Consider the following 18,753-nt stretch of genomic DNA (forward strand, 5'->3'; position numbering starts at 1 on the left):
AGGAACGGAAGGAACGGAAGGAATAGCAGAAACGGCAGTGCGGAAGTCTTGGCCGTCCTGCGCACGCCGGTGGGAGCCTGCTCCGCCGCGCTGCTGGCGCTGGTGATCGCGCTGGCCCTGTTCGCACCCGCGCTCTGGGGCGACCAGGCATCGGCCGTGGACGTGGACGCCATCCAACAGGGCCCCACCGCAGCGCACTTGCTCGGCACCGACAGTCTGGGGCGGGACGTCCTCGCCCGCGTCCTCGTGGCGACGCGGCTGTCCATCGAGCTCGCCGTGACGGCCACGCTGATCGGGGTGGCGACCGGAACGGTCCTGGGCTCCGCACCCTCCGTACTCCCCCGCTGGGCGGGCCGCATCGTGACGTCGGCCGTGAACATCGCCGTGGCCTTCCCCGGGCTGCTGCTCGCCCTGTTCTTCGCCATGATCTTCGGGGTCGGGACCAAGGGAGCGGTGCTCGCCATCGGACTCGCCATGGCGCCCGCGTTCGCCCGGCTGACCCAGACGCTCTCCGCAGCCGTCGCCGGGCGCGACTTCGTGGCGGCGGCGCGGGTCGCGGGGGTGGGCCGGGTCCGTCTCCTCGTCCGGCACGTGCTGCCCAACATCGGGGAGCCGCTGGTGGTCAACGCCACCATCAGCGCGGGCATGGCGCTGCTCGCCTTCGCCGGGCTCTCGTTCCTCGGCATCGGGGTGCAGGCCCCGGCCTACGACTGGGGGCGGCTCCTCGGCGAGGGGCTCAACCAGATCTACGTCAATCCAACGGCGGCCCTCGCGCCGGGTGTTGCCGTGGTGGTCGCCGGGCTCGCGTTCAACCTGTTCGGGGAGACCGTGGCGGGTGTGGTGGGAGCGCGCGCGTCGAGGCCGTCCCCACTGAAGGGTTCGGCCCCTGCTGCGGCCGCCGCTCCTGCTGCTTGTGTGGGCGACGACCGGCCCGTGCTGCTCGTCGATGACCTTCACATCGCCTTCCCCGGGCCTGCGGGGCAGCCGGTGACCCCGGTGCGCGGCGTCAGCTTCACCGTCGGCGCCGGGGAGTCCGTGGGCGTGGTCGGCGAGTCCGGCTCGGGGAAGAGCCTGACCGCGCTCGGCGTCTCCCGGCTGATCGAGGCGCCGGGTACGGTGACCGCGGCCCGCCTGGAGTTCCTCGGGACACCGCTTCTGCGGGCGCCCGAGCCCGAGGTGCGCGGGCTGCTCGGTACGTCGCTGGCCCTGGTGTTCCAGGATCCGATGACCTCCTTCAACCCGACGCAGCGCATCGGACGTCAGCTCGCCGAGGTGTCCGAGCAGCACCAGGGTCTTTCGCGCGGCAGGGCCTTGGACCGGGCCGTGGAGCGGCTGCGCGAGGTGCGGGTGCCCGCCGCGGAGCGCCGGGCCCGGCAGTATCCGCACGAGTTCTCCGGCGGCATGCGGCAGCGGGCGATGATCGCGATGGGGCTGATGGGCGAGCCACGCCTGGTCATCGCCGACGAGCCGACCACCGCCCTGGACGTCACCGTGCAGCGGCAGGTGCTGCGGCTGCTCGCCCAGGTGCGCGAGGGCGGGGACGGGAGCGGGCAGGCGGCGCTGTTGCTGATCAGCCATGACATCACCGTCGTGGCGCAGAGCTGCCGACGGGTCCTGGTGATGTACGCCGGGCGGATCGTGGAGGACCTGCCCACCGCCGACCTGCACACTGCCGCGCGCCATCCCTACACCCGGGCGCTCCTCGCCGCGGTACCGGCGCTCGACACCGACCGGGACGCGCCGCTCGCGGTCATCCCGGGGCGACCGCCGGAGCCGGGACAGGTGACCGCGGGCTGCGCGTTCGCCTCCCGCTGCTCGTTCGCCGACGAACGGTGCGGGGCCGATGAGCCGGACCCCGTGAACGTCGGCGCCGTCGGCGCCATGCATCGCGTGGCCTGCTGGCACCCGCAGGACTCCGAGTCCCGTTCCCGTACGAGCGGTGTCGGCATCAAGACCGCCGGAGGCGGCGCATGAGCGAGCTGGTCTTTGAACAGGTGAGTGTGCGGTACGGGACCCGCCGCAGCGGGCTCACCGCCGTCGACGGCGTCAGTCTGACCGTGCCGTCCGGCCAAGTGGTGGGCCTCGTGGGCGAGTCGGGTTCCGGGAAGTCGACGCTCGCCCGCAGCGCGGTCGGCCTCGCGCCGGTCAGTGCGGGGCGGGTGCTGCTCGACGGGACCGACGTGCGGCACCTGGCGGGGCGCCGTCCGCTGCAGATGGTGTTCCAGGATCCGTACTCCTCGCTGGATCCGCGCATGCGCATCGGCGCCTCGATCAGCGAGGCGATGCCGCGCGGCGGCGGGACCACGGGGGCCCGGGCGCGCCGGGCCGAGGTGGCACGCCTCCTTGAGCTGGTCAACCTCGATCCGGACCGCGCCGGGATGCTGCCCGCCCAGCTCTCCGGCGGTCAGCGGCAACGGGTGGCGCTGGCCCGCGCGTTGGCCGGACAGCCGAAGGTGGTGATCGCCGACGAGATCACTTCAGCGCTCGATGTGTCGGTGCAGGGCGCCGTACTCAATCTCGTACGCGATGTGCGGCGGCAGCTGGGCCTGTCCATGCTTTTCATCTCGCACAACCTCGCCGTCGTGCGCTACCTCAGCGACATCATCGCCGTCATGTACCTGGGGCGGATCGTCGAGGCGGGACCGGCCGAACAAGTGCTCTCGGACCCCCAGCACCCCTACACACGTGAGCTGTTGAGCGCCGCCCCGTCGTGGCACACCCCGCTGTTCGAGGAGACGGGTGACCCGGGGGCCGCCGACGCGGAGCCGAGCGACCCGCACCATCCGCCGGCCGGTTGCCGCTATCACCCGCGCTGCGCCCTTGGCCCCCTCGCCAGGGCCGACCGAGACCTCTGCCGCACCACCGATCCCGCCCAGGACGCCGGACGGCGTCCGCACCGGGCGGCCTGTCATTTCGCGGGGGAACCCGCCGAGCCGAACGGAGCCCGAGCATGACCACGGCACCCACCAACGCAGCCGAGCTGCACCGGCGCAGCGTCGTCGTCGAAACGCACAACGACCTGCTCATCGCGGTGGCGGCCAGGCCCGTCGACCGGTGGGCGGCGTTCTTCCGCGAGCAGTGGCTGCCCCAACTGCACGAAGGCGGGGTCAACGTACAAGTGCTGCCCGTCTTCATCGACGACGAGTACCGGCCCGAAGGGGCGCTCCGGCAGACCTTGCGCATGATCGAGGCCGCGCACCGCGTCGCCGAAGGAAACGCCGACGCGGTACGGCTCTGCGGCGACGGCGCCGAGGTGGACACCGCCCTGGACGACGGGAAGATCGCGCTCGTGCTCGCCCTGGAGAGCGCGCCCGGCGTCGGCGATGACGTCGAACTCCTCGAAACCCTCTACCGGTTGGGCGTGCGCATCGCATCGCTCGCGCACTTCGGGCGCACCGCGCTCGCCGACGGCAGCGGCGAGGACGCGGCCGGGAGCAGGCTCACCCGGGCGGGGGTGACCGCCCTCGCCGAGATGGAACGCATCGGCATGATCTTCGACATCAGCCATCTCGGTGCCGCCGGTGTCGACCACGTACTGGAGCTGTCCACCCGCCCGGTGATCGCCACGCACTCGTCGGTGCGTGCGCTGCGCGACCATCACCGCAACCTCACCGACGACCAGCTCAAGGAGACCGCGGCGCGGGGCGGTGTGGTGTGCGTGAACTTCTTCGCCCCGTTCCTGCACGAGCACGACCACACCGTCGACCGGCTGGTCGACCACATCGAGCACCTCGCCGACGTCGCCGGGGTCGAACACGTGGGGCTCGGCCCCGACTTCGTGGCGGAGGTCATGGAGGACACCACCCGGCCGTGCTGCGCGCACCCCGTCATCGAGGGGTTCCGCACCGATCAGTTCCTGCCGGGGCTCGAAGGTCCAGCCGGACTCCCCCTGGTCACCGAGGCGTTGCTGCGGCGCGGCTGGGGCGACGCCGACATCGCCCGGGTGCTCGGCGGCAATGTGCTCCGGCTCTTCCGCGACGGTCTCGGACGGCCCGCCTCCTGACCACCGCCGCACTCCCCACCCGGCCCCACACCGCCGGTCCCCCGACCCCCGATTCACGAGGAGGTGGCGCACCGTGACCCCGCGCCCGCGCATCGACGACCTGTACGGCCTCGCCCTGCCCGAGCAGCCCGCGGTCTCCCCGGACGGCGAAGAGATCGTGTACGTGCTCCGCGCCGCCGACCGCGAGGCCGACCGCGACCTGCGAACGCTCTGGCAGGTCGGCGCCACCGGCAGCGCGGAGCCCCGCCAACTGACGCGTGGCCAGGCGGACATGGCACCCGCCTGGTCTCCCGACGGAACCCGGATCGCCTTCCTGCGCGCACCTCAAGGCGGGCCCGCCCAGGTGTGGCTGCTGCCCGCGACGGGCGGCGAGCCCGAGCAGGTCACGACCCTGCCGCTCGGCGCGGGGGCCCCTGTGTGGAGTCCCGACGGCAGCGCGCTCGCGTTCACCGCGCCGGTCGACCTGGCTGCCGCCGAAGGCGAGAGCGGCACCGCGCGCACCCGGCGCACCAAGGAGCCCGTCGTCGCCCGGCGCCTGGACTACAAGGCCGACGGCCTGGGACTGCTGCGCACCCTGCGTACCCATCTGCACGTGGTACGCCTAGCCGATCGCCAGGTCAGGCAGCTCACCCACGGCGACTGGCACGCGGGCGCCCCCGCCTGGTCGCCCGACGGAACCCGGATCGCGTTCCCCGCCGCACGCGACGCGGACGCCGATCTGACGTTCCGCAGCGCGGCGTACGTCATCGAGGTGAGCCCGCACCACGCGGAGCCGGTACGGGTCGGCGCTGCCAACGGCCAGGCGGCCACCGTGACATGGACGGCGGACGGCGCGGCACTGCTCGTCGTCGGCTCGACCGGCACCGCGGTGGGGCACACCCGGCTGCTGCGCGTACCGGTGGGCGATGACGGGGCCGCCGCCCCCGACGGCGAGGTCGCCGCCCCCGTCGACCTGACCGGCGCACTGGACCGCAACGTCATGCCCGGCGGCGCCGGCTACCCCGGTGCGCTCCCCCAACTCACCGCCGACGGACGCCAGGTGCTCGTCTGTCTGCGCGACCGCGGACTCACCCACCTCTACGTCGCCGAAGCCGACGGCAGCGGCGTCCCCCGCCGCGCGGACGGCGGCGACGCACTCCAGGTCGGCGGGGTGTCGGCGGCGGGCGGCACCGTCGCGGTCGTCCTGTCCACCGCGTCCTCCTACGGTGAGATAGCCACCGTCGATCTCGGCTCGGGCGCGGTCGCCACCCGAACCGCGCACGGCACGCCCGGCGCTGCCGGTCTCCTCGTGCGCGAGGAGCGGGAGTTCACCATCTCCGACGGCACGGTGGTGCACGGCTGGCTCGTGCGCGACCCGAAGCGCCGGGGCCCCGCCCCGCTGCTCCTCGACATCCACGGCGGCCCGCACAACGCCTGGAACGGCGCGGCCGACTCCGTACACCTCTACCATCAGGAGCTCGCCTCGCGCGGCTGGACCGTGCTGCTGCTCAACCCGAGGGGCAGTGACGGCTACGGCGAGAAGTTCTTCACCGCCGCGCTCGGCGCCTGGGGCATCTCCGACGCTGCGGACTTCACCGAGCCCCTCGACCAGCTCGTCGCCGAAGGCATCGCCGACCCGAGGCGGCTCGCCGTCACGGGCTACAGCTACGGCGGGTACATGACCTGCTATCTGACCGGCCGCGACGACCGGTTCGCCGCAGCCGTCGCCGGCGGTGTGGTCAGCGATCTGACCAGCATCGCCGGTACGTCCGACGCCGCGCACCCGCTCAGCGCGGCCGAACTGGGCGGGGCGCCGTGGGCGGCCCGCGACAAGTACGCGGAGCAGTCACCGATGACCCGCGTCGACCACGTGCGCACGCCGACCCTGATCGTGCAGGGCGGCGACGATCAGCGCTGCCCCGTCGGGCAGGCCGAGCAGTGGTTCAGCGCGCTCCGCGCGCAGGGCGTCCCCACCGAACTGGTCCTGTACCCGGGCAGCTCACACCTGTTCCTGCTCGACGGGCCGCCCTCCCACCGGGCGGACTTCAACCAGCGCATCGTGGACTGGGTGGAGCGTTACGCCGGTGAGCCGGGGCGGCCGCACAAGGTGCCCTTCGACACGTCCCATTGGCAGCGGCGCCTCACCGAACTGGCCACGGCACACCGGGTACCCGGCGCGGCCCTGGGCATTTTGCGGCTCGGCCCCCAAGGCGTGGGCGACGACGTCCTCCTGGCCCACCACGGCGTCCTCAGCACCGCCACCGGCGTCGATGTCACCGACGACTCGGTCTTCCAGATCGGGTCGGTCACCAAGGTCTGGACGGCCACCGTCGTCATGCAGCTCGTCGACGAGGGCAAGCTGGACCTGGACGCCCCGATCGTCGACGTACTGCCCGAACTGCGCCTGGCGGACCCCACCGTCACCAAGCAGGTGACGATGCGGCATCTGCTCACCCACACCAGCGGCATCGACGGCGACGTCTTCACCGACACGGGTCGCGGCGACGACTGCCTGGAGCGCTACGTCGACCTGCTGGGCGACACGCGCCAGAGCCACCCCATCGGCGCGACCTTCTCGTACTGCAACTCGGGCTTCAACCTGGCCGGCCGGGTCATCGAGAAACTGACCGGCCTCACCTGGGACCAGGCGCTGCGCGAGCGGCTCTTCACCCCGCTGGGCCTGACCCGCGCCCTGACGCTCCCGGAGGAAGCGCTGCTCCTGCGCGCCGCCGTCGGCCACGTCGCCGATGGCGATGCGGCTCCCGCCCCCGCCCCGGTGTGGGGACTCCCCCGTTCGGTCGGCCCCGCAGGACTCGTCAGCGCCGACACCGCCGATGTGCTCGCCTTCGCGCGGCTGCATCTGACCGGCGGCCTCGGCCCGGACGGCACCCGCGTCCTGAGCGAGGAGAGCGCGGCGCGGATGGCCGCCCACCAGACCGCCCTGCCCGACCAGGACACCCTGGGAGACTCCTGGGGCCTCGGCTGGATCCGCTTCGACTGGGACGGACAGCGGCTGTACGGGCACGACGGCAACACCATCGGCCAGTCCGCGTTCCTGCGCGTCCTGCCCGACCAGGGCCTCGCGGTGACGCTGCTCACCAACGGCGGCAACACGCGCGACCTGTACCACGACCTGTTCCGGGAGATCTTCGCCGAGCTCGCGGGCATCACCATGCCCCGCCCCCTGGCCCCCGCCGACCAGCCACCCACCGTCGACGGCGCCCCGCACACCGGGGTGTACGAGCGAGCCGGTGCGCGCATCGAAGTCCTCGCCACGGACGGCGGGTTGACGCTGCGCCAGACCACGACGGGCCCCCTCGCGGCGCTGGAACCGACACCCACCCAGGAGTTCACGCTCGTCCCGGTCGAGGACAGCCGGTTCGTCTTCCGCCAACCCGGTACGCGGACCTGGGTCCCGGTCACCTTCTACACGCTCCCGACCGGTGAGCCCTACGTCCACTACGGCGCCCGCGCCACCCCGAAGGTTTCCTGACATGACCACTCATCAAGCCCATGTACCCGACCTCGTACGGGACTTCGATGCGGCACTCCCGAAGATCCTCGCCGTCAGGGTGCGCGACATCGCTGGAGGCCCCAACCGGCCACCGCTGCCCGGCGCCGCGTCACGGGACCTGTTCGCCCGCGCCGACCTGCTCGCCCGCGACCTCGGCATGGGACCGCTCACCGCGGACGGCGGCGGCGCGCACGCCGACCACGAACACGTCGAGGTGGCCGAACCGCCCCGGCGTACCGCCCTGCTCACGGCGCTGCCGAGGGAGCTCCTCCAGTGATTGACCTGTCCGGCGAGACGAACCGCACCGCCGACACCGGAAAGGTGGCCGAAGAGGCCGCCGTCGCCGCGGAGTCGGCGGCCCGCGCGTCCCGCACCACCGTCCGTCAACTGACGGAACTGGCCGACCTGAAGGCCGTGGAGCGTCTCTACGAGGAGATCTGGCAACCCGACGGGAGCAACCCGCCGCTGACGAGCGAACTGCTGCGCGCGCTCGCCAAAGCGGGCAGTTACGTCGGCGGGGCCTTCGACAGTGATCAAGGTGACCAAGGTGGCCGACTCGTCGGCGCCTGCGTCGGGTTCTTCGCTCCGCCCGCCGAGCGGGCCCTGCACAGCCACATCGCCGCAGTGGCGGCCGAGACGCACGGCCGCCACGTCGGCTACGCCCTCAAACTGCATCAGCGGGCCTGGGCCCTGCGGCACCAAGTGACCGAGATCTCCTGGACGTTCGACCCGCTCGTGCGCCGCAACGCCTACTTCAACCTCGGCAAACTGGCCACCGCGGCCACCGCGTACCTGCCCAACTTCTACGGGCGGATGAACGACAACATCAACGGCGCCGACGACACCGACCGCCTCCTCGTCACCTGGCGCCTCGACGCCCCCGAGGTCGTCGCGGCCTGTGCCGGACAGCGCCCCGCACCGGCGAGCGTCGCAGCCGGCGCCGTCCCCGGCCTCACCGTCTCCCCGCAGGGCCGCCCCGTCCCCGGCACCACCGAGGGACCGGCCGTCCTGGTGGCCGTACCCGGCGACATCGAGGAGCTGCGCACCACCGACCCCGCCTGCGCCGCCGCCTGGCGCTCCGCCCTGCGCGACGTCCTGGGCGGTCTGCTCGCCGACGGGGCGCGGATCACCGGCTTCGACCGGGCGGGCTGGTACATCGTCGAAAGGAGGAACACCCCATGAAGCTGGGCTGGGGCGAGTGCGTCGCGATGAGCGATCCGCTGTACTCCTCCGAGTACGTGGACGGCTGCGCGGACGTGCTCCGCCGCTTCCTGATTCCGGCGCTCGCGCCCCGCCGCGACCGGCTCGACGCGTCCGCCGTCGCTCCCGCGCTCGGCCCCTTCAAGGGGCACATGATGGCGAAGGCGGCACTCGAAACGTCCGTCCTGGACGCCGAGTTGCGCGAGCGCGGCGTACCGCTCGCCCATGAGCCGGGTGCCGTGCGGGAGCGGGAGCCGTGCGGGGTCTCGGTCGGAATCATGGACTCGGTCCCGGAGCTCCTTGAAGCCGTCGCCGGATACCTCGACGCCGGATACGTACGCATCAAGCTGAAGATCGAGCCGGGCTGGGACATCGCTCCGGTGCGCGCCGTACGCGAACGCTTCGGTGACGACGTGCTGCTCCAGCTCGACGCCAACACCGCGTAGACCCGGGCCGACGCACGCCATCTGGCCCGGCTCGACCCGTTCGACCTGCTCCTCGTCGAACAGCCGCTGCCCGAGGCAGGATCTCCTGGGCCATGCGGAGCTCGCCCGCCGGGTGCGTACGCCGATCTGCCTCGACGAGTCCATCACCTCGGCCCGCGCGGCCGCCGACGCGATCGCCATCGGCGCCACCAGCATCGTCAACATCAAGCCGCGGCGGCATGCTGGACACCGGGCCCGGCATCGATGTGGCCCCGCTCGCGGACGCCCTCGACGCGGTGACCGTCTCCACGGAGTGGATCCCGGTCTGAGGCGGCCCCCCGGCCGCCGCCGAGGACGGCCCTGTCGTACGCGACGAACTCCGCATAGGATTTCGGCGCGTACGACGAACGTGGGGCCGCATCACGCCTCCTACGGTAGGAGGCGTGCTCACCCCGATGACCACCCATCCACGAGCCAGCCTCCGGCGCGTCCTTGAGGATCTCGGCCCCACCCTCCTCGACCTCGTCCGCGGTGATCCCGACGGCGCCGACGACATCGGCGGCGTCGTCATCCACGACCCGCACGACGAACCCGTACCACCGCCCCAGGCGCTCGTGCTCGGCGTCGCCGTGCACGATCCGACGGAGATCGTGCGACTGCTCGACGCCCTCGGCGACCAGGGCGCCGCAGGGCTCGTCGTCCGCGCGCCGGTCGCCACCGACGAGAAGGTCACCGAGGCGGTGCGACGCTCCGGCGTCGCGCTCCTCGGTCTGACCCGCGGCGCCTCGTGGGCGCAGCTCGCCGCGATGCTGCGCTCGCTCATCGCCGAGGGCGACGTCGGGAAGACGGGCCGCGAGACCCTCGGCGGCGTGCCGTCAGGGGACCTGTTCGCCCTGGCCAACGCGATCGGGGCGCTCCTCGACGCCCCCGTCACCATCGAGGACCGCAGCTCGCGGGTGCTCGCCTTCTCCGGGCGGCAGGACGAGGCCGACTCGTCCCGCGTGGAGACCATCCTCGGCCGCCAGGTGCCCGCGCGCTTCACCCGGATCCTGGAGGAACGCGGAGTCTTCCAGGCCCTGTACCGCAGCGACCTGCCCGTGTACGTCGAGCCCCTCGTCCAGAGGGACACCGGCGAGCTCAGCCTGCCGCGCGTCGCGCTGGCCGTCCGGGCCGGGGACGAGATCCTCGGCTCCATCTGGGCCGCGGTGCACGGGCCGCTCAGCCCCGAGCGCGGCCAGGCGCTGCGCGACGCGGCCAAGCTGGTGGCGCTGCATCTGCTGCGGCTGCGCGCGGGCGCCGACGTCGAGCGAAGGCTGCGCGTCGACCTTGTCGGTACGGCCCTGGAGGGCGGGCCCGGCGCGGCCGAGGCCCTCGGCCGCCTGGGTCTCGCGGAACAGCCGGGCGTGGTGCTCGCCCTGGCGGTCGCGGACTGCCCGGACGGCGACCAGTCCGCAGCGCGGCACGCCAGGTACGTGGCCGAACGGCAGCGCCTGGCCGACGCGTTCGCGATGCACCTGACCGCCGTCCACCCCCGCTCGGCCGCCGCGCTCGTCGGCGACGTCGTCTACGGCATCGTCCCGGTCCCCGCCGACGGCCCGGACGCGGAGGAGCGGACGGCCCGGGTCGCGGACGATTTCCTGGAACGCGTCGGCGAACGGCAGGAACTCCTCGTCGGCGTCGGCCCTCTCGCCCGGGAGAGCACCGCTCTCCCCACGTCCCGGGCCGGCGCCGACCGGGCGCTGCGGGTGCTGCGCGCGGGCCGGGGGAACCGGTCGGTGGCCCGGATCGCCGACGTACTCGTCGAGTCGCTCCTCCTCGAACTCACCGACGTGATCGCGGAGCGCGGCGACCCGCCCTCGGGCCCGGTGGCCCGGCTCATCGCGTACGACGCGGCGCACCACACCTGTCTGGTCGACACGCTGCGGGCGTGGCTCGACACGTTCGGCGACGTGATCGCGGCGTCCGCGGCCGTCCATGTGCACCCCAACACCTTCCGCTACCGGCTGCGGCGCCTCGCGGAAGTCGGCGGCCTCGACCTCACGGACGCGGACGCACGCTTCGCCGCGATGCTGCAACTGCGGCTGTGGCCGCACGCCCGGCCGTCCTGAAGGCCGCCCGATGCGGGCGGGACTCGTACGGGGCGATGAATGCGGCTCCCCGCGTCGTGCGCGCGGACGAATCCCCTCGGCGACCTGCGCCCTAGCGTTGCTGCCAGCTCGACCGACCGACCCGTGAGCAAGGGGATACACATGTCGACTGCTCCGCACGCAACAAAACTCGAAGCCCTCCAGATCTGGCTGAACGAGCGCCTGCCGTCCCTGCTCGCCGAGAACCAAGTACCGGGCGCCGCCGTCGCCGTGAGCGTCAGCGACCAGGTGATCGACGCCGCCGCAGGAGTCCTCAGCACGCGCACCCGGGTCGAGGCGACGCCGGACTCCGTGTTCCAGATCGGCTCGATCACCAAGGTATGGACGACGACGCTCGCGATGCAGCTGGTCGACGAGGGAACGCTGGACCTCGACGCGCCCGTACGCACCTATCTGCCGGACTTCAAGCTCGCCGCCGACGAGGCCGCGGCCGCCGTCACCACACGGCAGTTGATGTGCCACGTCGCCGGATTCGAGGGCGACTTCTTCACCGACACCGGTCAGGGCGACGACTGCCTGGAGAAACTGATCGCCACGTTCGGCGATGTGCCCCAACTCTTCGCACCGGGCGAGCGGTTCTCGTACAACAACGCCGCCTACTGCGTGCTCGGCCGGATCGTCGAGGTGCTGCGCGGAAAGTCGTACGACGCATGCCTGCGCGACCATCTGTTCACCCCGCTCGGGCTCACCCACGCGGCCACAGGACCGCACGAAGCGATCCTGCACCGGGCCGCGGTCGGCCACCTGAGGCCCACCCCGGACGCCGCCCCCGAGCCCGCCCCGGTGTGGGCGCTCGTCCGCTCGAACTCGGCGGCGGGGTCGATGCTCGCCATGCGCCCCCGCGACCTGCTGGCCTTCGCCCGCATGCACCTCGCCGACGGTCTCGGCCCCGACGGCACGCGCGTACTCGGCGCCGAGAGCGCGCGTGCCATGCGCCAACCCCAGGTGGAACTACCGCCCTTGGGGCTCCTGGGCGACGCCTGGGGACTCGGCTGGGAGATCTTCGACTTCCCCGGCGGCACCGTCGTCGGCCACGACGGCGGCACCATCGGCCAGTCCGCGTTCCTGCGCGTCGCGCCGGGTCAGGACGTCGCCGTGGCGGTCCTGACCAACGGCGGCGACCCGCTCGTCCTGTACACCGAGATCGTCGGCCGTGTCCTGCGCGAGCTCGCGGGCGTCGAGCTGCCCGCGCTGCCGGTGCCGGACCCGGCAGCACCACACGTCGACGCCTCGCGCTACGTCGGGACGTACACGTCGTCGGCAGCCGACACGGAGGTCAGCCAGGACGCCGAAGGGCGGATCTGGGCCGAGCGGCGCCCGAAGGGGGTCTTCGCCCAACTCGGCGGCAGGCGGGAGAAGACCGAGCTGGTCGGCGCGCACGAGGACACCCTGATCGCCGTCGAGCCCGAGAACGGCATGCACGGGCTGTACGCCTTCGTCGGCGACGACGGCGCGGGCCATGCGCTGTTCCTGCACACCGGCCGGGCCGACCGCAGGGTCGCGCCGTGAACGACGTGAACGACGTGAACGAGCAGATCGCGACGGTCTTCGAAGAGGCGGGCGCCCAGGGCTTTCTGCACGCCCGCGAGGTCGGACCCGGGACAGTGCCCGAGGTGGCGTTCGGCGCGGACGCCCCCGTGGTCCTGGCATCGGTCTTCAAGATTCCCGTCGCGGTGGCGTACGCCCGCGAAGTGGCCGCAGGGCGTCTGGACGAACGGGAACGGACGACGATCCCCGCGCGCTACCGCATCGGGGGGATCGGCACTGCGGGTTGCGCCGACGACGTGGAGATGACCTGGCGCGACGTGGCGCTGTTCATGCTGACGATGAGCGACAACGCCGCCACCGACGTCCTCTGCCACCGGCTCGGGCGCGTGACCGTGGAAAAGGTGCTCGCCGAACTGGGGCTTTCCCGAACCCGGTTGACCGGCTGCTGCGAGGACCTCTTCGCCTCGCTCGCGGCGGACCTCGGTGTGGTGTGGGGAGACATGGCAGGCCCGGGAGGCGAACCCGGGGAACTTGAGCGCGCGCTCGCCGCGGCGACGCCCGAGCAGATCTGGCAGAGCTCGGTGCTCGACCCCGCGCGCACCTCGGCCTCGACGCCGCGCGACATCACGGAGCTCCTCGACGCGATCTGGACCGACCGTGCCGGGGCACCCGAAGCATGCGAGCGCGTACGGAGCATGATGAGGCGTCAGATCTGGCCGCACCGCCTCACGTCCGGCTTCGCGTCCGACGTCACGATCGCCGCGAAGACCGGCACGCTGCCCGCCGTACGCAATGAGGCCGGAGTGGTGGCCTACCCCGACGGGCGCCGGTTCGCCGTGGCCGTCTTCACCCGGGCCGCCACCCTCGACGACCGGCTGCCCGCAGTCGACGCCTCGATCGGGCGGGCCGCCCGCATCGCCGTCGACCACCTGCGGCAACCCGCCGGGAGGCACGGATGAGTTCCGCCACGGGATCTGCGATGAGATCTGCGCGGGTCGCAGCATCGGTCATCGGCGCCGCCGCCCTGGGCCTCACCGGTTGCACCGGCCCCTACGCCGCCACCGCTGGACCGGCATCGGGCGGAACCCTGGCCGACGGCAGGACCTTCACCATGGCGCTGTCGGCCGACCCCGGCACGCTCGACCCGGCCCTGACCGCCATGTCGATCGCCGTCCAGGTCGACCGCTTCCTGTACGACCCGCTGGTCCACGTGGCTCAGGACGGTACCGAGCGCGCGGGCCTGGCCGAGAAGTGGCAGGCGGACGCGACCACCGCCCGCTTCACGCTGCGCCGCGGCGTCACCTGCGCCGACGGTACGCCGCTGACCACGCGGGACGTCGCCGCGAACATCGCGTTCATGGCCGACGTGAAGAACAAGTCGCCCATGACCGGCCTGCTGGTGAACCCGGGCACCACGGTGCGGGCCGACGCCGCCGCCCGGGAGATCACCGTCACGAGCAAGATTCCCGACGCCTTCCTGCTGCGCAACATCGGCATGGTGCCGATCGTCTGCGGCAAGGGCCTGGCGGACCGCGGATCGCTCGCCAGGGGGCACCACGGCACCGGAATGTTCACGATGACCGAGGCCGTGCCGGGCGACCACTACACCCTCACGCGGCGCAAGGACTACACCTGGGGCCCCGGCCCGTGGAAGGCGGACCAGCAGGGGCTGCCCGACAAGGTCCGCCTCCGCGTCATCCCCAATGAGACGACCGCCGCCAACCTGCTGCTGTCCGGCGAACTGAACGCCGCGCGGCTCAGCGGACCTGACCGGCAACGCCTGCTGGGCCGCGGCCAGTTCCACGCCGATGCGACCGACGCGCTGGGCGAGATCTGGTTCAACCACGCTCCGGGGCGGCCCGGCCAGGATCCGGCGCTGCGCCGCGCCCTCGTCCAGGCCGTCAAGCTGACGGACATCGGCAAGGTGCTCAGCAGCGGAACCGGCAAACCCTCTCGGGGTTTCGTCACCAACGAACCGAAGGTCTGCAAGGACAACACGGTCACCGGCAGGCTGCCGCCGCACGACGTGGACGCCGCCAAGTCCCTCCTGGACCGGGCCGGTTGGAAGGAGGACGCCGAAGGAGACCGCAGGAAGGGCGGCAAGCGGCTCGCGCTCACGTTCGTCTACCCCAGCCAGCTCGGACAACCGGCCGCGTCCGCCGCCGAACTGCTCCAGAAGGCCTGGCAGGCGATCGGGGCCAAGGTGACGATCAAGGGCGTCGACACCACGGGCATCACTCAGGTGATCGCGGGCAACGCTTCCTGGGACGCCGCCGTCCTGCCCCTCGGCCTGGCACTCCCGTCCCAGCTCAGGCCCTTCGTCTCGGGGCCGACACCCCCGAACGGCACGAATTTCGCCCACATCAAGAACGCGGCGTACGCGACCCTGGTCGGCAAGGCCTCCCGCATGCCGGGCGCCAAGGGCTGCCCCACCTGGGGCCGCGCCGAATCGGAACTGATCACACAGGTGGACGTGATCCCGTTCGTCGACTCCGTCGTACCGACCTTCGGGGCGGGAGCGCGGTTCGAGGTGAGTTACTCCAGCGTCACACCGTCGTCGATCCGGATGTACGGGGACTGAGCGCCCCCGGGTGGTCGGTTGGTTTCGCTACGGCCGGTGGCGTGGTGGCGGCGGCGCGGAGCCTACGGGGACCCGTCCCGGAGCGCTCCGCCTCCGGCTGTTCCGTCAACGCGGCAATCCGCTCCTCAAGTTCGGCCACCTCGGGACCGATCAGCCGCGCGGCAGTGGCGAGCCGAGCAGCCAGTTGCCGGGTGCCTCGGTGTCGGTGCTGAGGTAGAACTCCTCGATGGCGGTGCGGAACTCGTCGTGGGTGATGGTGCCGCTGCCGTTGCGGTCGAGGCGCTGGAAGGCCGCGCTGGAGGTGGCCGGGTCGATACCGAGGGCCTCGTACATGCGGACGTACTCATCAGCGGTGAGCATGCCGCTCTTGTCGGTGTCCAGGGCGCGCATGAGGGCGTCGATGATGGGCGTCACCAGGCGTTCGACGGTCTTGGCATCGGCGGCGATGTGGGAGCGCATGGCGGTGATGAACTGTTGGCGCCCGATGCGGCCCTGAGCGTCCGGAGCACCGGCCTCGCCCAAGACGTCCCACCAGAGAATGAATGCCTCGCGCAGCGCGCTCTTGTTGCCCTCGTCCGGCGCTACCGCGGCGAACACCTCACCGATCTGCTGGAAGTCATCGCGAGTGAGGTAGCCGTCACCAGTGCGGTCGAACCAAGTGAACAGGAAGGTGAACTTCTGCTCGGTGCTGTTCTGCGCCATGGCGGCCTCCTTGAACGGAGTGGTCGGGCACATGTATCGGATGTAGCCGGCGGATGCTACGGCGAACACACGCCGGACGCTGAAGCTGGTCGGCCCAACCTTGGAACCTGGAGTCGGCACTCCCTGGGGTTCCATCGGAGCCTCAGGTCTCGACGTGCGTAAGGGAGCCAGCCCAATTCCCTTATGTGAGACGGCCGAAGATGTGGTTGGCCGGCGAGCCGGGATCGTCTCCGTAGAAGAACTCGGAGACGGCCTTGTGATATTCGACCCTCGAGAGGGCTCCGGATGCATCAAGGTCGAGTGCGTTGAACACCTCGGCGCACTCGTCGTCGGCGGCCCGTCCAGTGCTTCCGAAGATGTGTGTGAACTCGGTACGGCTGATCGCACCGTCGCTATCGCCGTCGGCGAGGTCAAAGAAGCGGTCGGCGACCGGCGCAAGCTCCTCGGAGTAGCGGGCGCGATCGGTGAAAGTGGCGGCGAACGCCTGTGTGACCTCCGCCGAGGTCACCCTGTCGTCCTTGTCGGCGTCGGCCGGGGCGATCACGGACTCCCAGAATCCGTGCATGGTCTCGTACATCTGCCGCGCCTGAGGGGAGTCGGAGGCGATACCCCTGGCCCTGACGTAGCGCTCGCTCATCGTGACGACGTCCTGCCGCGTTATCGCGCCGTCGCCATCGACGTCTGCGGCGCGGAACCACCGGTCGTACTTGCGTGTGCGCAGCGCATCCATAGGCGCACGGTAAATGCGCCTCAGCGGTGCGACTAGGCCTATTCCCGGCCGCCGACGCGAACAGGAGGTACTGCACTGCTCAGAGCGACAGCGTCGTCGCGGACGATGACGCCACTCGGCACTGCGGTTTCGGCCGGACCACTTGCGACATGTGGCGTGTGAGAACTGGACGGCGCTATGTGACCCGTGGGAAGGGTCTCAGCCCCAAGGTGTCTCAGGGCGGCGCAGTTCCCAGCGACGAGACGTGACGGGCGTCGCGGCCACGTGCCGCGGCGGCCGCTCAGAGGTGGCCGTCCAAGAACTTCCGCACCTCGGTGATGGTCATAGGCCCCGAGCCGTGCGCCACCGCCTCTCCCTCCTTCAGCAGGACGAAGGACGGGGCTCCGGTGATCCCGTATCGCTCGGTTGCGGCCGGACAACGTGTGATGTCGGCGCGGACGGCCGTCAGGCGGCCCGCGTAGTCGTCGGCGATGCCACCCACGACGAGGTCCATCACTCGGCAGGGTTCGATTGCCTTGGGCCATGTCCCGGTGAAGTATGCGAGGACCGGAGCTCCGCTCATCCCGAGGATGAAATCGAACTCCGCGTCCTCACGGGGTCGGTGAACCCGCTTCGCCATGGAAGCTCCTGACCTCAACGTTCCGTCATTGCATCCCCATCATCCCTCGGTCCCCGGCGCGAGCGGCCCGGCCCCCACCCCTGGTGTCCCGGCCTGACCGCCCTGCCGGTCGAGGCGCGATTCCTGGACCGCTCGTGGATGCGCTCGTGAATGCGGTCGTGGATGCGGTCGTGGACGGTCGACGTACTCGTCAGCTGCCCCGAAGACCGACCGCCAGCGTCAGTTCAAGGACCCGGTGTGGCGATGCGAGATCCGGAAACAGCTCCCGCAGCTGCGCCATCCGGTACCGGACTGTCTGAGGATGGACGAACAACGCCGCCGCCACCTCGTCCCGCCTGCCCTGGTGCAGCAGCCACGCCCGCAACGTCTCCTCCAGCCGCCGTGCGGTCGCGACAGGCAAGGTCCGCAACGGTGCGAGGGCTCTGGCACGCAGGTCTGCGAACGCGTCCGCGTCGGCGCTCAGCACCAGCTCGGGCAGGTGGTCCTCCGTGTCGCGAATGTCAGAGGAGAGGGAGCGCGCGCGTGCGGCTCGTGCGTACGAGTCGGACGCACGAGTCCATGGCCGGGCCGGGCCGACCACGGCGGTGCGGTCGGTCAGCTGCCGCAAGAGATGTGATCGGTCGGCATCGGGGACGAGCAGCACACCGGTGACGTCCGGCAGGTCGTCGAGGACGAGGGTGCTCGGGTCGAGCGTGCGGTAGGCAGGCCGGGCCTGATCGGCGGGCAGCAGGACCGCGGTCAGCGAGACCGGAGGCTGCCACCCGGCCCGTTGGACAGAGGCAAGCAGCACGTCCGGGCTCGCGCCGGCGAGGAGGTCGCGGGCCAGGTGTTCCAGGTGACGCTCGTGGGCCCTGCCCCGGGCGGCCAGCTCATCGGCGTGGCCCGCGGCGCTCGCGGCGGAGAGCTCGTCGATGTAGGCGAAGGTCAGCTCGGCGAACTTGGCGACCTCGGCGGCGGGCAGACCAGCGGGTACGGCACCCGCTGCCAGGCATCGCCAGGCCACGCGGGCGCCGACGCGGTACGCGCTGAGCAGGGCGTCCATCGAACGACCGTCGCGCACCTCGCCGCGGCCCAGCTCGTAGGCCGCGTCACCGGCGTCGCCGCCCGTGGCGTTTCCGCTCGCGAGGTCCAGGTAGTGCCCCAGGGCGGTGCGGACGGCTCGGCGGATGGTGGCGCCCATGCGGCCCGAAAGAGCGTTGGCGTAGGGAGGGACCTCGTCGATGATCGCCTGGACGACCTCGTCGGCGGTGGTCTTCAGCGCCGCCCGAAGTGCGGTGACCGTCGTCTCGTCCAGGGCCAGTTCACTGGCCCTTCGGATTGCATGGCTCACGTTTTTGTTCCCTGCGAACAATTCAGCCGACCAGA

14 protein-coding genes and 1 pseudogene are annotated in these 18,753 nt (G+C 71.8%); 11 read left to right on the forward strand and 4 right to left on the reverse strand.

The window, feature by feature from the left end:
• Positions 1–48: 48 nt before the first annotated feature.
• From CP970_RS01890 to CP970_RS01940, 11 genes and pseudogenes are all read left to right on the forward strand, one after another.
• Entirely contained in the window at positions 49–1,974 is a 1,926-nt protein-coding gene (locus CP970_RS01890) for a dipeptide/oligopeptide/nickel ABC transporter permease/ATP-binding protein (protein WP_224058156.1), read from the forward strand.
• Positions 1,971–2,954 (forward strand): ABC transporter ATP-binding protein, encoded by a 984-nt coding sequence (locus CP970_RS01895; protein WP_055546410.1) that lies wholly within the window; start codon positions 1,971–1,973, stop codon positions 2,952–2,954. Before CP970_RS01890 ends, CP970_RS01895 begins: the two co-directional genes overlap by 4 nt.
• Complete coding sequence (locus CP970_RS01900) at positions 2,951–4,003, forward strand: dipeptidase (RefSeq protein ID WP_055546408.1); 1,053 nt, start codon at positions 2,951–2,953, stop codon at positions 4,001–4,003. Before CP970_RS01895 ends, CP970_RS01900 begins: the two co-directional genes overlap by 4 nt.
• Positions 4,004–4,076: 73 nt before the next feature.
• Positions 4,077–7,475 carry a serine hydrolase gene (locus CP970_RS01905; protein ID WP_150492875.1) on the forward strand — a complete coding sequence of 1,133 codons (3,399 nt, stop codon included), beginning with the start codon at positions 4,077–4,079 and terminating at the stop codon, positions 7,473–7,475.
• 1 nt (position 7,476) lies between these two features.
• A complete protein-coding gene (locus CP970_RS01910; RefSeq protein ID WP_055552559.1) occupies positions 7,477–7,773 on the forward strand; it encodes a zinc-binding metallopeptidase family protein in 297 nt (98 codons plus the stop codon).
• Positions 7,770–8,678 (forward strand): GNAT family N-acetyltransferase, encoded by a 909-nt coding sequence (locus tag CP970_RS01915; RefSeq protein ID WP_224058158.1) that lies wholly within the window; start codon positions 7,770–7,772, stop codon positions 8,676–8,678. Before CP970_RS01910 ends, CP970_RS01915 begins: the two co-directional genes overlap by 4 nt.
• Before the next feature lie 5 nt (positions 8,679–8,683).
• Positions 8,684–9,410: pseudogene (locus CP970_RS45710) on the forward strand (enolase C-terminal domain-like protein); the annotation flags it as partial.
• A gap of 154 nt (positions 9,411–9,564) precedes the next feature.
• Positions 9,565–11,229 carry a PucR family transcriptional regulator gene (locus CP970_RS01925; protein ID WP_317987138.1) on the forward strand — a complete coding sequence of 555 codons (1,665 nt, stop codon included), beginning with the start codon at positions 9,565–9,567 and terminating at the stop codon, positions 11,227–11,229.
• A gap of 141 nt (positions 11,230–11,370) precedes the next feature.
• A complete protein-coding gene (locus CP970_RS01930) occupies positions 11,371–12,777 on the forward strand; it encodes a serine hydrolase domain-containing protein (RefSeq protein ID WP_055552557.1) in 1,407 nt (468 codons plus the stop codon).
• Positions 12,774–13,715 (forward strand): serine hydrolase, encoded by a 942-nt coding sequence (locus CP970_RS01935; RefSeq protein ID WP_224058159.1) that lies wholly within the window; start codon positions 12,774–12,776, stop codon positions 13,713–13,715. The genes CP970_RS01930 and CP970_RS01935 overlap by 4 nt, the downstream gene beginning before the upstream one ends.
• Positions 13,716–13,735: 20 nt before the next feature.
• On the forward strand, positions 13,736–15,337 hold the full coding sequence (locus CP970_RS01940) for an ABC transporter substrate-binding protein (RefSeq protein WP_055552555.1): 1,602 nt from the start codon (positions 13,736–13,738) through the stop codon (positions 15,335–15,337).
• A 150-nt stretch (positions 15,338–15,487) separates the two neighbouring features.
• On the opposite strand, the gene CP970_RS01945 is transcribed toward CP970_RS01940, so the two are convergent.
• From CP970_RS01945 to CP970_RS01960, 4 genes are all read right to left on the reverse strand, one after another.
• A complete protein-coding gene (locus CP970_RS01945; protein ID WP_055552553.1) occupies positions 15,488–16,039 on the reverse strand; it encodes an EF-hand domain-containing protein in 552 nt (183 codons plus the stop codon).
• A 181-nt stretch (positions 16,040–16,220) separates the two neighbouring features.
• Positions 16,221–16,769, reverse strand: a complete 549-nt coding sequence (locus CP970_RS01950) for an EF-hand domain-containing protein (protein WP_055552551.1) — start codon at positions 16,767–16,769, stop codon at positions 16,221–16,223.
• Positions 16,770–17,049: 280 nt separating this feature from the next.
• The gene (locus tag CP970_RS01955; protein WP_055552549.1) at positions 17,050–17,388 is read right to left on the reverse strand and encodes a thioredoxin family protein; all 339 of its coding nucleotides are present in this window, start codon (positions 17,386–17,388) and stop codon (positions 17,050–17,052) included.
• Between the two features lie 190 nt (positions 17,389–17,578).
• Positions 17,579–18,718 carry a PucR family transcriptional regulator gene (locus tag CP970_RS01960; protein ID WP_055552547.1) on the reverse strand — a complete coding sequence of 380 codons (1,140 nt, stop codon included), beginning with the start codon at positions 18,716–18,718 and terminating at the stop codon, positions 17,579–17,581.
• Between the last annotated feature and the right edge of the window lie 35 nt (positions 18,719–18,753).

It is taken from the genome of Streptomyces kanamyceticus (genome assembly GCF_008704495.1).
GTDB classification, from domain to species: Bacteria; Actinomycetota; Actinomycetes; order Streptomycetales; family Streptomycetaceae; genus Streptomyces; species Streptomyces kanamyceticus.